Below are 14411 nucleotides of genomic sequence, written 5' to 3'. Positions count from 1 at the left end.
TGGCCGCGGCCTGGGTAGCGCCGAGAACTTCAAGATCCTGGATCCGCTGGCCGACAAGCTGGGCGCCGCACTCGGCGCCTCGCGCGCCGCGGTCGACGCGGGCTATGCGCCTAACGACTGGCAAGTCGGTCAGACCGGCAAGATCGTCGCGCCGCAGCTGTATGTGGCGGTTGGTATCTCGGGTGCCATCCAGCATCTGGCCGGCATGAAGGACTCGAAGGTCATCGTCGCCATCAACAAGGATCCGGAAGCGCCGATCTTCGGCGTGGCCGATTATGGCCTGGTGGGTGATCTGTTCCAGGTCGTGCCTGAACTGACCGGCGCACTGTAAGTCCTATCGCGCTGCAGTATTGAAGGCCCGCCAGCTTCGCGCTGGCGGGCCTTTTTCATGTCCGTAGCCCTGCCGGCTACGGAACAGGCGCAACCGTCCGGTCCTCAGCGCGCGTTCAGGCGATGCCGGACGCCGGTACGCGCGCCGGCAACTGGTCGGCGGGCCGGGTGTCGAGCATGGCTGCCAGTTCCCGCCGCTTCGCGGCATAACCGGGATCGTCGAACAGATTGTCCATCTCGTCCGGGTCTTCGGTCAGGCAGTACATCTCGCCTGCGCCGCTACCCCGTTCCATCGTCAGCTTCCAGTCGCGTGTGCGCACCGTGCGCAGCTTCAGTTCCACGCCGCAGCGCGATGCCGCCACGTCCCACTCGCTCAAGGCGAACTCGCGCGAGGCATCCTCGCCCTCGAGCAAGGGGCGCAGGCTGCGGCCATGCTGCGGCCCCAGGGCCGATGCGCCGCCATAGTCGTAAAAGGTCGCAGCGAGGTCCAGCGTGGAGACCGGGTCTTCCACCTTTTTCCCAGCCACGATGCCAGGGCCGCTGGCCACCATGGCCACGCGCAGCAGGCCTTCGTAGGGCATGGGGCCCTTGAGCATCAACCCGTGATCGCCCAGCCATTCGCCATGGTCGGAAGTGAAGATCACGATGGTGTCCTGGTCCAGCCCATAATCGCTCAGGGCCTTCATGATGCGGCCCACCTGATGATCCACCAGCGAGATCATGCCGTAGTAGTTGGCGATGATCCGGCGCAGCGCCTCGTCGGATTGGGTTGGCATGCGCGAGAAATTCTGGCGCACCGCCTGCACCTCGGCGTTGCCCATGGGCTTGCTCTCCATGCTGGCCCTGTGCCACCAAGGCCGGCGCTCGTAGTCGGTGACGCGATGGCGCGGCAGGTCGACCTCGTCGGGATGATGCAGGCGCGACCAGGGTTCCGGACAGTCGAAGGGATGATGGGGATCGGGAAACGAGGCCCACAGGCAGAATGGCTGGTCGCGGTGTTCCCGCAGGTAGTCGATGGTGCGATCGCCGATCCAGGCAGAGTTGTGCCAGGCTGCCGGCAATGCGGAATTGAAGGTCTGCGGCGCGCCGCTGGCGGGCCCCAGATCGGTCTGGTACAGCTGGTTGCGCAGCTCACCCAAGCCGTCGCCGTAGTGCCAGCGCGAATGGTTCAGGCCGCCCGGCAAGGGCGTGGGCAGCCAGTAGTTGTGGCCCTCCACCACCAGCTCGACATGCTCGAAGCCCATGTATGGGCCCGCCCAGCCTGGTCCCATGCCGGCCTCGCTGTACTGGCATTCCGGCCTTCCGGTGGCCTGGAAGGTATGGTGCGTGGAAAAATGCGCCTTGCCGATGAAGCCCGTGTCATAACCCGCGGCGGCGAGGCTGCCGGCAAAGCCCGCCTCGCCGGTGCGCAAGTCCAGGTCTATGCCGTTGTCGCAGACGCCATGCGTCAGGGGCAGCAAGCCTGTCAGCATGGAGGCGCGCGAAGGCTGGCAGACGACGTTGGGCGTGATGCAGGACGAAAAATGCGTGCCGCTACGCGCCAGATGATCGATGTGCGGCGTCTTGACCCGGCGCCCGGCAAAGCCCAGGCAGTCGCCGCGATGCTGGTCGGTCGTGATGAGGAGGATGTTGGGGCGTTTCATTGCTGCTTGCTGATGGCGGTCTTGATGTCGGAAAGCACGGGCGCGAGAACACGCGTGTCATGGGCGATGCGTTCACTCAAGCTCAACCCGTCCTGGTCGCCCACGATCATGCCCTGGGCCTGCATCTTGTCCCGGACCTCGGGACTCTTCAGGACAGCGGCCACGGCACGCTGCAAATCGGCTTGCACCGGCGGCGGCGTCTTGGCCGGCGCGAACAGGCCGAACCAGCTGTAGAACGTGAAATCCTTTACTTCGTCCTTCACCATCGGCAGGTCGGGCGCGCCAGCGATGGGCGCGGCGCCCGCGTTGGCCAGTCCCTGTACCTTGCCAGCCTTGATCTGCGGCACCGCCGTGCTGGCGACGATGAACATCAGGTCGACCTGGCTGCCCATCACGCCGACAAAACCCTGGGGCGCGGCCTTGTAGGGCACGTGCTTGAGCGAGATGCCGGCCGCGTGCTCAAACAGCGCCATCGCCAGATGATGAGTGGATCCCGGGCCGCCACTGGCGTAAGTGATGGCGTCCGGCCGGGCGCGCGCCTGGTCCAGCAGTTCGCGCAAGGATTTGAATGGCGCCGTGGGCGATGCCACCAACACGTATTGCAGAGTGGCCAGCGTGGCGACTGGCGCGAAATCCTCCGCGTGATACGGCACATCCTGCATCAGGTACGGCACGGCCGTGAACGAAGCGTCCGGCCCCAGCAGCAAGGTGTAGCCGTCAGGCTTGGCGCGGGCCACGGCCTGGGAGCCGATGACGCCGGCTCCGCCCGCGCGGTTTTCCACGATGACCGGAACGCTCCATTGCTTGGACATTTCCGCCGCGACCAGGCGTCCGACCACGTCGGCGGCGCCGCCCGGCACCGACGGCACGACCAATGTGACGGGCCGGTCCGGATAGGCCGCACAGACCGCCAGGGGAACGGCCAGACTGCATGCGGCCAAGGCGCCGCATATACGTTTCAGCATGATTGTCTCCATCCCGCGGCTCGCCTCATTCACGGGCAGCTCGCTAGGAAGGATCATCAAACAGCGAGACATTCCAGTCCAATGATATATTTTGGCCTTCACATATCAAACTTGATATGCGCTGATGAGCCCTCCAGACCCCGTTCCGTCCCTGCAACCCGGCTGGTACCTGCGCGGCCGGCTGCGCCTGCGCCACCTGCAACTCATGCTGCTGCTGGACGAAGTCCACAACGTCGGCGCGGTGGCGCAGCGCATGGCCACCACCCAGCCCGCGGTGTCGCGCATGATTGCCGAACTGGAAGACATGCTCGGCGCGCGGCTGTTCGACCGGACACCGAAAGGCACCTTCCCCACTCCCCACGGCGACTCCCTGATCCGTCACGCGCGCTGGGTGCTGGGCGACCTGGAACGCATGAGCGGCGAATGGTCCGGCGCGCCCGACCTCGACGTGGAAACCATCCATCTCGGCGTCAACTCGGCGGCCGCGGCCTACCTGGTGCCGCGCGCGCTGCTGCGTTTCGAGCAGCAGGCGGCCAACGTCAATGTGCTGGTGCGCGAGGGCTCGCTGGAAGCCTTGATGCCGGACCTGCACACCCGCAAGCTGGACCTGTTGGTGGCGCGCATGGGCGCAGCCGTCCGCACGCCCGATACCCTGACGCAAGTGCTGTACGAAGAACCCATGTGCTTGTGCGCACGCAGCGCGCATCCGCTGGCAGAGGTATCCCAGGTCTCCTGGGCCCAACTGGCCGCCTACCCGTGGATCATGCCGCCGCGCGGCAGCCCGGCACGCATCGGCCTGGACATGCTGCTGCAGCGCCACGGCCTGTACCCGCCCTCGCGCATCGAGTCGGCCTCGGCCCTGAACAACATCATGCTGATGGCCAATAGCGACCTGCTGTCGCTGCTGCCCCGCTGCGTCGCCCGCCATCCCGCAGGCAGCGGCGGAATCGCGATCCTGGACATCGAACTGCCGCCCGTGTTCGGCCCCCTGGGCATCGTGCGGCACCACAGCCTGGATTTGTCGCCGCGAATGCGGGATCTGATCGACTGCCTGCGAACGGAGGCCGCCGACGCGGCGGCGGCATCTCCAGAAAGGTAAGTCAGGATGGCTGGCGTCGAGCCAGCGTCCTCCACCGTCCGGCGAACCTCGGCATGATGCAGCTGTGCTTCCGACGTAGCGCAGCCGGATCCCACCGCTCCACGCATCGGCGGTTAGTGAAACTACTGAGATCTCCGTGCCTTGACACGGCAAATTCCTAGCCCTAAATTAATTACGTGATTTTTCACCGATTATTCATACATAAATGACGAACATAAAGCCGCTCCTGAAAGCTGTTCCCAAGAAGTCGACGGCGCCGATCAAAGACGCGGAGGATCTATTCCACGTCACGGATTGGCCCATGCACTACTTCCTGGCCATCGACCGCTTCCATATCCGGAACATCGCTCGCGTGCTGTCCGCCCATCACTGCTCTCCCCTGATGTGGCGAGTCCTGAGCATCCTGGCCGACCGCGACGGACACAGCGTGTCGGAGCTGGCGGACCTCAGCGTGATCGAGCGCTCCAACCTGAGCCGCATCCTCGACGCCATGGAACGCGATGAACTGATCGAGCGCATCGGACATGAGACCGACAAGCGGCAAACGCATGTGTTCCTGTCCGAGCAGGGACGCCAGCTTTTCGTCGAATCGCTGCCCGCGGTGCTGGACTACTACGCGCGGTTCCTCACGGGCATATCTCCGAGCGAGATGACCGTCCTGATGAGTGTGCTGAAGAAGATCAAGCGCAATGTCGCTTCGTTCGATTCACGAGATTCCAGCGACCTGGATTAGCCACTGTCCCGAGGGACCCATCATGAACATGAGCCGTCGTTCCGCCCTGCAATCGACATTTGCTTTCGCCGCGTCAGCCCTCTTGCCCAAGGCCGCTGACGCGCAGGATTCATGGGTTCCCACCAAACCGATACGAACCATCGTCCCGTATTCGGTAGGCACTCCGCCCGACGTGGTCACGCGCATCGTCGCCGCGAAAATGACAACGAACATCGGGCAATCCGTATATGTCGAAAACCGGCCCGGCGCGACCGGCACGGTAGGCCTGGGCGAACTGCTGCGCCAGCCATCCGACGGCTACACCCTCATGACCATGCTGCAGCCCATCTCGGTCGCGCCCGCGCTCTATCCAGCCCTGACCGTGGACCTGTCGCGCGACCTGAATGCGGTCGGCCAGTTCACCAGCTATTGCAATGTGCTCACCGTCCACCCCAGCATTCCAGCCCGCACGGTCGCCGAATTGGTCGCGCTGCTGAAGGCCAAGCCCAATGAATTCAATTTTGGCTCGGGCGGCAGCGGTACGCCGGCCCATCTTTCGGGTGAACTGTTCAAGCAACAAGCGGGCGTGCTGGCAACCCACGTGCCCTATAACCAATTCCCGCAGGCGGTGGGCGATCTGTTGCAGGGGCGCCTGCAATTCATGTTCGTGACCAGCAGCGTCATCGTTCCGCATATTCAGACAGGCCGCGTCCGCGCGCTCGCCGTGACCGGCGCCAAGCGGATTGCCGCCCTGCCGGACGTACCCACGATGATCGAATCGGGATACCCGGAGTTCGACGTCAGCGGCTGGGATGGCTTCGTCGTGCGCTCTGGCACGCCGGCGAAAATAATCGCGCGCCTCAATGCCGAACTTGCCAAGGCCGTGAAGTCGCCAGACGTTGCGGACCGGTTCCTGGCATTGGGCGTAGACCCCGTCGCCGGCAATCCCGCGCAGTTCGCAGACCTTATCGCCGCCGAGTCCCAGCGCTGGGGAAATCTGGTTCGCAGCGCCGGAATCAAGGCGGAGTAACAGCATGGATGGCAAACACGGCAAGCCGATGAACAAGATCAAGAATGTTCTTTTCATCATGTGCGACCAACTGCGCGCCGACTATCTTGGCTGTTATGGACACCCCACCATAAAAACGCCGAACATCGACGCCCTGGCGGCCCAGGGGGTGAAGTTCACCCGTGCATACTGCGCGGCGCCTACCTGCGGCCCGTCGCGCATGTCGTTCTACACCGGGCGGTCCATGTTCAGCCATGGCGCCATCTGGAACTTCGTGCCATTGTCCGTCCGCGAACAAACCATCGGAGATTATCTGCGCCCGCACGGCGTGCGCGTGGCGCTGGCGGGAAAAACCCATTTCGCGGCCGACATGGAGGCGATAAGGCGTCTGGGCATTCCAGCGGCGGACGGCTCCGCGATACTTGAGGGCGGTTTCGAAGTCGTGGATCGCTACGAAGGGCACGCGGACCCCGGCGGCGATCATCCCTACATGCGTTTTCTCAGAAAGGCGGGCTACGGCGGACCGAACCCGTGGGACGAATTCGTGATGTCCGCAAGCGATGCAGCGGGCAGGCGCGTCAGCGGCTGGCAAATGCGCAACGTGCATTTGCCAGCACGGGTCCGGGAGGAACACTCCGAGACCGCCTACACCACGGACGTGGCGATCGACTTTGTCCGCAGGCAGGACGGCCAGCCCTGGCTCCTGCACCTTTCCTATATCAAGCCGCACTGGCCTTACCTGGCGCCGGCGCCGTACCACGATCTGTACGGCGTGGAGGATTGCATCCCGACCGTCAAATCCGAAGCTGAGTTGATCAACCCTCATCCCGTCTACGCCGCCTATCTGAAGCACCGCGAGTCGGTGAACTTCGCACGCGACGAAGTCGCGGCACGAGTCAAGATTCCCTACATGGGACTGATCTCGCAAATCGATCATCATCTCGGCCGCTTGATGGCCACTTTGCGCGAAACCGGTCAGGACCAGAACACGCTCATCGTCTTCACGTCAGACCATGGCGATTATCTGGGCGATCATTGGCTGGGCGACAAGGACCTGTTCCATGAACCTTCGGTGCGCATCCCGATGATCGTGGTCGATCCACACGACGATGCGTCGGCAAGCCGGGGCAGCGCTTCAGACGCGCTGGTGGAATCCATAGACGTCTTGCCGACCGTCATGGATGCGCTGGGGCTCGAACGACCCAACCATTTGCTCGAAGGCGATTCCCTGCTGAGCCATACCCGCAGCCGCAACCCAGGCTGGCGGGATGCCGCCATCAGCGAGATTGACTATGCCTATCGCGAAGCGCGCGTTGAACTGGCCCAGGATCCGCGGCGTTGCCGAGGCTACATGGTGCGCACCGAGAACTGGAAGTACATCTATTGGGAAGGACACGCCGCGCAGCTGTTTGACATGACGCGCGATCCTGACGAATTGCGCGACGTCGCCGGCGACAACGGGCTATCCGGCGTGCTGTCGGAACACAAGGAGCGGCTCTTCGAATGGATGCGCACGCGCAAGCTCAGCGTAACCGTGCCCGACGAGAACATCGTGGTCTCCCGCCACACGATCGAGCCGCGGCACGGTATCGAGATCGGCGTTTGGTAGCGGTCGGCTGCGCTGCGCCCAACCCGGGCGGGACGCGCCACGCGCGTCCCGCATGCTGGCCTAGCTGGCGCGGCGCGCGGTCAGCCACTGCGCGGGCTTGAGCGCCGTGTCCACGATGCGGATCTCGCCGATGCTGCCGAAGAAGCCATCGGCGCGCTCGCCGTCCCACGAACCCGCGCCGATGACCCAGGGCATGTCGGCGGCCAGCGTCGCCAGGCCAGGCGCGTTGCTGACGTTGCGCAATACCGGCGCGCCCTCGATATAGAGGATGGTCTCGTGCGTGTCGGCGTCGTTGACCACCGCGACATGGAACCATTTGTCCGCGATGATCTCGCCCGACCAGTTGGTCTTGCCGCCGCGCTCGCCCGCCACGGCCGGCACGACTTCCCACTGGATCTCACGTAGGCTGGACACGGCGAAGATCAGAGGCGGGGACTCCGGGTCGCCGCCCGTGAACCCGGCCAGGTCGCCGCGCTTGCCGTCGCGCGTCATCACATTCATCCAGGCGTGCTTCTGCGCGCTCCAGTCCTTGTCGATCTTGAGGAAGGCCTCGACCGTGTAGCCGTTGGGCACCGTGGCGGTGTTGATTGCCGCTGCGGTATCGGTGGTGAAGTAGCTCATGCGCGCCGTGTTCTTGTCCGTGTTCAGGAAGCGCACCGAACCAGGCGCGGCGGACAAGAAGTGGCGATCGTCCGACCACAGCAGGTCGCCTTCCTGCGCGCCCGCCACGCCGTCGATGTTGAGCGCCGCGCGGCGGACCGGGTTCAGGCCGGCCGCATCCGCGACGGTCTCTCCCACCTTGACGGGCTGCCCGGCCTTGCCGCCGAAGAAGCGCCAGTGCGCCAGCGTCCCCGCCACCAGCGGATAGTCATTGCTGTCGGCAGCCGGCTTTTGCTCGATGGTCGCGGGATCCGTGTAGTTGGCCAGGATCAAGGCCGTGGCCTGCTCGACCAGCGAGGTACGCGTGGGCGCCGCGGCCTTGAATGTCTTGTTGAAGCCGGAGAAGCGGCTGGCGAAGTCCATCTTGATCGTGAACTGCTCATTGGGCGCGGTCAACACCGCCTGGTCGAACGCGTTGAGCGTGTCCTTGGGCTTCTGCGGCACCCACGGCGAGAACGACAGCACCCGGATCTCGTTGTTGCCAAGATCGAATTCGTACAGACGCATCAGGCCGTTGCCGCCCTGGTAGGCCATCTGGTAGTCCACCACCATCTCCTCCACCGCGTGGCCGTAGGCATTGGTCTTGGTCAGGCGGGTGGCACCATGGTAGTGGCCGTTGAGCGTCATGAAGATCTGGTCGTTGTCGCGAATCAGCTTGTCCCACAACATCTTGCCGTAGGGCACTTCCAGCGGGCTGATGCCGTCCTTGTCGATGTTCAGCAACTGGTGGTTGACCAGGATGGCGGGCAGCGTGGGGTTGGCGCGCAACACCTGGTTGGCCCAGGCCAGCGCGTCGTTCGACGCGCGCCAGGACAGCGACAACACCAGGAACTTCTGCCCTTCGGCCTCGAACACGTGGTACTCGTGAAAGCCGCTGGCGTCGCGGCCGCCGAAGGTCGCTTGTTGCTTGGCCCGCGTGACGCTGAAGTGCTGCAGGTACGGTTCCTTGGCCAGATCGCGCTGCGCATCCGTGTTGGCCGACTGGCTGCTCTCGTCCACATAGTCGCGGTCGACGATCACGTCGTGGTTGCCCGCCAGGATCGAATACGGCACCTTGCCGTCTTCCAGCACCTTCATCGCGGCGCTCGCCACCTTCCACTGGTCGGGCTTGCCCTGCTGGTCGACCACATCGCCCAGATGGACCAGGAACGGAATGTTGAGCGCCTTGGCGTGCTCGGCCACCCAGCGCGTCTGCGCCTGGTAAGGCTCGCTGCCGTACTTGCGCATGAACTGCTGATTTTCGGCATCGGTGGCGTAGCGCGAATAGAACTGCGTATCCGGCAGCACCGCGAGCGCGAAGCTCGACACCAAGGCCGGTTGCGGCTTGCCCGTGCCGCCATCGCCGTCATCCTCATCGTCGTCATCGCCGCCGCCATTGCAGCCGCTGAGCAGGAAACTGCCGCCCATGGGCAACAGCGTCACGCCCAAACCGGCGCGCAACAGGCTGCGCCGCCGGTTGTCGGGTGCGAGCGGCAAGGCATCCGCCGCCTGCTCCACGATCTGCGTGTCACCCTGGCCGTGCTTGCTGTCCTTCGTCATCTCTGCTGCCTGTTCGAAAAAGGCGGGAGTCTAGAGACGCGGAATGACGGCCCAATGACGATGTCTGACACGCAAATGCAAAAAAGCCGGCAGCGCTTGCGCGATACCGGCTTTCAGCCAAAGGCGTCGGGAAACACCTTCATGAATTCGACCACATGAGTGGTCGGGGCGAGAGGATTCGAACCTCCGACTCCTGCGTCCCGAACGCAGTGGTCTTCGAGGCCCGAACAAGATCGCCGAACTTTTGAATCGATACGTCTTCGGCTCCGCCCTGGCCCGATTCCAGGACGAAGTCCCGCAAGCGCTCTAAGCGCTTACGGTCAAACGGTCCCGCAAATATGCGAAAAAGTCGATTCATGTCAATATGTTATCATCATTTGCCAGATATTTGCGAATGTCGGTCGTACGTGACCCCCTCCCTTAACGCTTCCTGGGCGTAACGGCCGGCCACTGACATGGACCATACTCTCGCAACAGCTCCATACCCCTCCGCCCTCCCAGCGTCCGCCCGTCCGCCGATCGATGGCGTGAGTGAAACTGGACACACCGATGACGACAGTGGCGTCGACGAGAATCCGACATACGAGACCGTGATGCAGGCCTACCAGGCCTCGGGCAAGGACACGGAGAGATTCAGGTATAGCCGGCTGCAGCTTGACCGCTTCTTCAAGGGCCGCGCACTTCGCAGTCTGCGCCGTGCGACCGTCCAACGCTACATCACGCTCCGCCAAGCCGCTGGGGTAAGCCCGGCGACCATCAACCGCGAGCTGGATGACCTCAGCGCCGCGATCAACTGGTACAACTTCCTACACGAGCTCAACCTGCCCAACGCTCTGGTGGGCATGTCTCTGCCAGTTCCAGAAGGTAGGACACGCTGGATAACGAGGGGTGAAGCCCAGCGAATGATCTCGGTAGCCGAGGCCATGGCAGTGCGACCACACCTTCCGTCGTTTATCCAGTTGGCATTGCACACCGGGTGCCGCCGAAACGAATTGCTTAAACTCCGCCTGCAACGCGTTAGGACCGAGGAAGGTCTCATAACGCTTGAAAGCGAGGATACCAAGACCAAAAAGCATCGGATCATCCCGTTGAACGCGCCGGCGCTTGAGGCTCTCAATAAAATGGCCGCGTGGCGCGCGGAGCACTGCCCCACGTCGCCTTGGGTCTTCCCCTCTCCGCGGGACCACACGAAGCCCCTGAGCACCATTCAGAAGGGCTTCCGATCCCTCTGCACCAAAGCCAACATCGACGACTTCAGGATCCACGACCTTCGGCACACTTGCGCCTCTTGGTTGGTTATGGCTGGCGTGCCGCTGCTGGTCGTTCGAGACCTCCTTGGCCACTCCTCGATCGAGATGACCGAGCGATATGCACACCTGGCACCGAACCAGGTCTACGATGCCATGCGTCGACTTGAAGAGGCCTGGCATCGGAGCAGCGGGCCCATCGTCAATGCGTAACGCCGCCGCGAAGCTCTTCATTCTCGGGACTTGGCGCCAGCCCCACATGAATCGAAAACGGCAACGGACGGCCAGTGGCTGCAAGCGTGAGCAGTAGGTCAATCTGCTGCGCATCCTGGTCGTCCAGCACTTCCATCAGTTGCACGCAGCGCTGCACAATGTGCATTCGGCGCTGGAGCTTGCGATGCATCGCGTTCGCGACTTGGATGGTCCGCCGTGCTTCATCGGCATCGGCCGATAGAATCCTATCCAACTGCTCCCATTCGTGCTTGCGTAGAGGAATACGATCGGGCCGCTTTCGAACAGCGCCGATAGTTTTGCTTTGATCGAATGCTTCCTCAGGCGTCAGCGAGCTGCCCACAGCAAGCAGGCCCATCGCGATCGCGAATAGCCCCGATCGGTGCTGATTCCCCAACGCCATGGTCCGGCCGGGCCGACCGCTCTCTCTCTTCTCGCGAATGCGAAGGTCCACGAAACGCCCACCTGGCTGGCCCTCCAAGCACAAAAACACCTGACCCACGGCAACGCGCATAATCTCTTTCATTCGTTCATCCTGACCGCCACGAGGCGTGCATTTTTTGTCTTACAAATATTTCTTGAAGTACTTGGCCATGACCCACACGAGACCCGCTCCTCCGACAGCTACGGGAAAGAAGAACATGGCCAGAGACATTGGCGCGGGCACGATTAGCCATACGACAGCCACCATTGGAACGATGCCGCGATTGAGCAGACGCTTGGCGCGCGTATGACGCGTTGCTGATTCATGGCCACCGCATTCGCGCCGGACGTAGCGTGCAACAAGGCCATCAATTAGCGCGACAGCAAGAAGCAGAGCGAGGGCTGGCAACGCACTAAAGAGCAGCATGAGTCGCACGCCCAACAACTCCACGGCATGCATAGTCACCAATATGAGTTCTCGCCCCTGCCCACGCGTAGATCTTTGCAGAGCCCCTCCCAACAGGCTTGGAGCCGCAGGGTTCGCCTCACTGGACAAGGCGGTGGCCACACCCGGCCAACCGAACACAAGCGCACGCGAGACCCCGGCCACGTCGTTCGCAACCTGCTTATTTGGTGCTTGATCAAGGTAGTACTCGACCAGATCGCCCATGTACCTTGACGGCGCCTGCTCGCTCTGCAGACCTACCGCAACCGCAAGGGATGCCACGACTGAGAGGAACATGACGATGACAAGCCACACCGCAAGGTGAAGGGCAGCATGAATCGGCCAAAAGAATGCACGTACGGCATCCTCTCCCGCGGGTCTTTCTTTAGAAGCCACTTCCTGTCCCCTCCACGGTCACACTCGATACGGCGGCGCCTTCAGGACCGTGCGAGGATCTGCCCTCAAAATCCTGTATGCCTGCGACTCGGCCAGCGTCTGCGGCGTCCGTATACGCCTGGTAGGTCGACCGCATGCTCTTCACTACGTCCACCAAACCGGCCGGCATGAGCGGATCTGCATCTTTGCTCGCCAATGGCAAGCGCAGCTTCACCAACTGCCCCCCTTCGATAAGGGCAAAGGCTTGGCCTTTCGGCAACTGCACCAGGTCCGACGGATCGACCAACGCGACTTCCCGCGGCGAGTACTTGTCCTGCGTTCGCGAAGTGAAATCGGTTACGCCATCATCTGTTCCGTCGCCGGTCGCCGAGTCCAACTGACGCGTGTAAACCTGCACCTTAGGCAATTGATCTGTGAGAATTTCGGCCGTGGCCAGATTTTTCACCCGCATCATCACCAGAGTGTTGAAGTTTCCAAAAATTTGGTCAGCCTTGGCTTTTGAGCCTATCCTGGATTCGACGTCCGACCCCGTCTGCGTGTATGCCGTCACCTGGTAGCCGGCGCCGCCAGCCTTGTTCACCATGGGGATAAACTCGTCGCCGACAAGCTCATTGAACTCGTCCGCGTGGATGCACACGTTTCGCTTCTTTCCTGGTGCAGTCTGTCCGTAACCTGATCCAAACTTGTAGAGGCGCCCAGCCGTCGACGTAAGATCAGCGAACATCGAGTTCCCGACAGCGCCAGCGACCTCGAAGTCACTCAGCGCGTCCAAGCCGACATATACGATGCCCCCCGTGTCGATCACCTTTTGCCAATCGAACACCGTGCGCGGATCCGTAGGATCCGAATAGTCTGGAGATAGCAGCTTCGACACTGGGCCAGTCGTCAGCTTTTCCAGCAGCGGATACAGCGAAGACACGAGTTTCTCGAAGTACGACCGATCATTCGTCAAGACGCTTGCTAGGCCGTCCGCAATTTGATCGTGCCAGCCCTTGTCTCGAATTAGCTTGAGGATCTGCAACGGATACATCGCCCGACCAGTCTTCTGCGCCTGCGCCTGGAGCTGCTTGTCGGGCTCCGACATCTCATCACGCCAGCCGATATGTTCACGGTCAAGCCAGTACTCGAAGTACTTTAGGCAGAGGTCATCGATGTTGACTGCATTCTGGTAGATCACTTCATAGCTAGGCTTCATTCCAAGGGCCACCATGGCACGCGCCATGACGTTGATGTAGCGCCACACGAACTCCCTGAATGCTGCCGCCTGCCCTTCTGAGGGCAACTGTCCGGCAAGCCGGGTTGCCACTTCGGTAATACGGGAGAAGGTCGCAATGGGTGAGTACCTCGACGACGCGTCCGGATACCCCAGGTGGAAGAAGCGGAAGTCCTTCTCTCGCCCGGCACGACATGCCTCCGCGTACATTCGAAGGAGCAGTTCGACGTCACCCTTTGGATCAAAGACGACGACGACGTCGCCGCGTCGGATGTCCTGCGTCACCAGGAGCTCGCATAACCTGGTCTTTCCCACGCGCGTTGTTCCCAGCACCAGCGTATGCCCAACTCGCTCGCCAAGGTTTGACCACATATCCCGTTCATCTGGCTCAACGCCATGAATGGCTGGGTCTCCCCCGACGGGAGGTAGTGGTTTAGCCGGGTTCCACCAAACGTCTCGTCTGAGCTGATTTGCGAGCCATCCGGGGTGCTCGCGCTCCATCCGGCGGGCCCATTGATACAGCTCATTTCTCGCAGTCAGATGTTTGTACTGAGGCAGGCGCGCGATGTATAGGCGCTGCGTATGCTCTTGCGTCCAATAGAAGCCCTTCCCCAGGAACAGCTCTGTAGACGAGCATGGGATCTCGTCCGCCGCGAGCGAGTATGTCGGCAGACGACGCAGGTTGCGCTGGAAGCGAACAAGACGCCTTGCCTGTCGAGCCCTAATAGCCGCGAGCGATAGGAGCCCCGCGCTCAACATCCCTCCTGTTGCAGGAGTGACCAGGAATAGGCCTTGGAAAGTCCAGAGAGCGCCGACAGACGCAAGCGCGGCGATTGAGGAGACAGCTTCATATGGTCGCCGGAACAGATTTTCGTATGGGTGTGCCATTC

General features: G+C 62.4%; 12 protein-coding genes and 1 tRNA gene. 6 read left to right on the top strand and 7 right to left on the bottom strand.

Annotated elements, in window-relative coordinates; translation table 11 throughout:
• Positions 1 to 331 (top strand): electron transfer flavoprotein subunit alpha/FixB family protein (locus tag IPU70_RS28340; RefSeq protein WP_207472507.1); only part of this gene is annotated, 331 nt, incomplete at its 5' end.
• A gap of 115 nt (positions 332 to 446) precedes the next feature.
• Here IPU70_RS28340 and IPU70_RS28335 read toward each other — a convergent pair.
• Both IPU70_RS28335 and IPU70_RS28330 read right to left on the bottom strand, forming a co-directional pair.
• Complete coding sequence (locus IPU70_RS28335; protein WP_207472506.1) at positions 447 to 1973, bottom strand: sulfatase-like hydrolase/transferase; 1527 nt, start codon at positions 1971 to 1973, stop codon at positions 447 to 449.
• Positions 1970 to 2938 carry a tripartite tricarboxylate transporter substrate binding protein gene (locus IPU70_RS28330; protein WP_207472505.1) on the bottom strand — a complete coding sequence of 323 codons (969 nt, stop codon included), beginning with the start codon at positions 2936 to 2938 and terminating at the stop codon, positions 1970 to 1972. The genes IPU70_RS28335 and IPU70_RS28330 overlap by 4 nt, the downstream gene beginning before the upstream one ends.
• A gap of 124 nt (positions 2939 to 3062) precedes the next feature.
• On the opposite strand from IPU70_RS28330, the gene IPU70_RS28325 reads away from it, so the two are divergent.
• From IPU70_RS28325 to IPU70_RS28310, 4 genes are all read left to right on the top strand, one after another.
• Positions 3063 to 4037: a LysR family transcriptional regulator gene (locus IPU70_RS28325; protein ID WP_207472504.1), complete on the top strand. Its 975-nt coding sequence runs from the start codon at positions 3063 to 3065 to the stop codon at positions 4035 to 4037.
• 301 nt (positions 4038 to 4338) lie between these two features.
• Positions 4339 to 4770, top strand: coding sequence for a MarR family winged helix-turn-helix transcriptional regulator (locus tag IPU70_RS28320; RefSeq protein ID WP_049797877.1), 432 nt, complete (start codon positions 4339 to 4341; stop codon positions 4768 to 4770).
• Complete coding sequence (locus IPU70_RS28315) at positions 4727 to 5779, top strand: tripartite tricarboxylate transporter substrate binding protein (RefSeq protein ID WP_207472503.1); 1053 nt, start codon at positions 4727 to 4729, stop codon at positions 5777 to 5779. The genes IPU70_RS28320 and IPU70_RS28315 overlap by 44 nt, the downstream gene beginning before the upstream one ends.
• A 28-nt stretch (positions 5780 to 5807) precedes the next feature.
• Positions 5808 to 7367: a sulfatase-like hydrolase/transferase gene (locus tag IPU70_RS28310; protein ID WP_371819119.1), complete on the top strand. Its 1560-nt coding sequence runs from the start codon at positions 5808 to 5810 to the stop codon at positions 7365 to 7367.
• A gap of 60 nt (positions 7368 to 7427) precedes the next feature.
• Here the strand turns inward: IPU70_RS28310 and IPU70_RS28305 are convergent, their stop codons facing one another.
• Both IPU70_RS28305 and IPU70_RS28300 read right to left on the bottom strand, forming a co-directional pair.
• Positions 7428 to 9566, bottom strand: coding sequence for a LamG-like jellyroll fold domain-containing protein (locus tag IPU70_RS28305; RefSeq protein ID WP_207472501.1), 2139 nt, complete (start codon positions 9564 to 9566; stop codon positions 7428 to 7430).
• 160 nt (positions 9567 to 9726) lie between these two features.
• Positions 9727 to 9840 (bottom strand) — tRNA-Pro (locus tag IPU70_RS28300).
• Between the two features lie 181 nt (positions 9841 to 10021).
• Here IPU70_RS28300 and IPU70_RS28295 point away from each other — a divergent pair.
• Complete coding sequence (locus IPU70_RS28295) at positions 10022 to 11026, top strand: site-specific integrase (RefSeq protein WP_081247811.1); 1005 nt, start codon at positions 10022 to 10024, stop codon at positions 11024 to 11026.
• On the opposite strand, the gene IPU70_RS28290 is transcribed toward IPU70_RS28295, so the two are convergent.
• The 3 genes from IPU70_RS28290 to traD are packed head-to-tail and all read right to left on the bottom strand — an operon-like array spanning position 11016 to position 14409.
• Complete coding sequence (locus IPU70_RS28290) at positions 11016 to 11570, bottom strand: hypothetical protein (RefSeq protein WP_006227465.1); 555 nt, start codon at positions 11568 to 11570, stop codon at positions 11016 to 11018. The two genes, IPU70_RS28295 and IPU70_RS28290, sit on opposite strands and share 11 nt — an antisense overlap.
• A 39-nt stretch (positions 11571 to 11609) precedes the next feature.
• Complete coding sequence (locus tag IPU70_RS33010) at positions 11610 to 12308, bottom strand: DUF4400 domain-containing protein (protein WP_006227466.1); 699 nt, start codon at positions 12306 to 12308, stop codon at positions 11610 to 11612.
• Positions 12298 to 14409 carry a type IV conjugative transfer system coupling protein TraD gene (gene traD, locus IPU70_RS28280; RefSeq protein WP_054485458.1) on the bottom strand — a complete coding sequence of 704 codons (2112 nt, stop codon included), beginning with the start codon at positions 14407 to 14409 and terminating at the stop codon, positions 12298 to 12300. Before traD ends, IPU70_RS33010 begins: the two co-directional genes overlap by 11 nt.
• Between the last annotated feature and the right edge of the window lie 2 nt (positions 14410 to 14411).

It is taken from the genome of Achromobacter sp. SD115, from assembly GCF_017355315.1.
Taxonomy (GTDB): Bacteria; Pseudomonadota; Gammaproteobacteria; order Burkholderiales; family Burkholderiaceae_B; genus Achromobacter; species Achromobacter xylosoxidans_B.
This window is presented reverse-complemented; position numbering and strand designations above follow the sequence as displayed.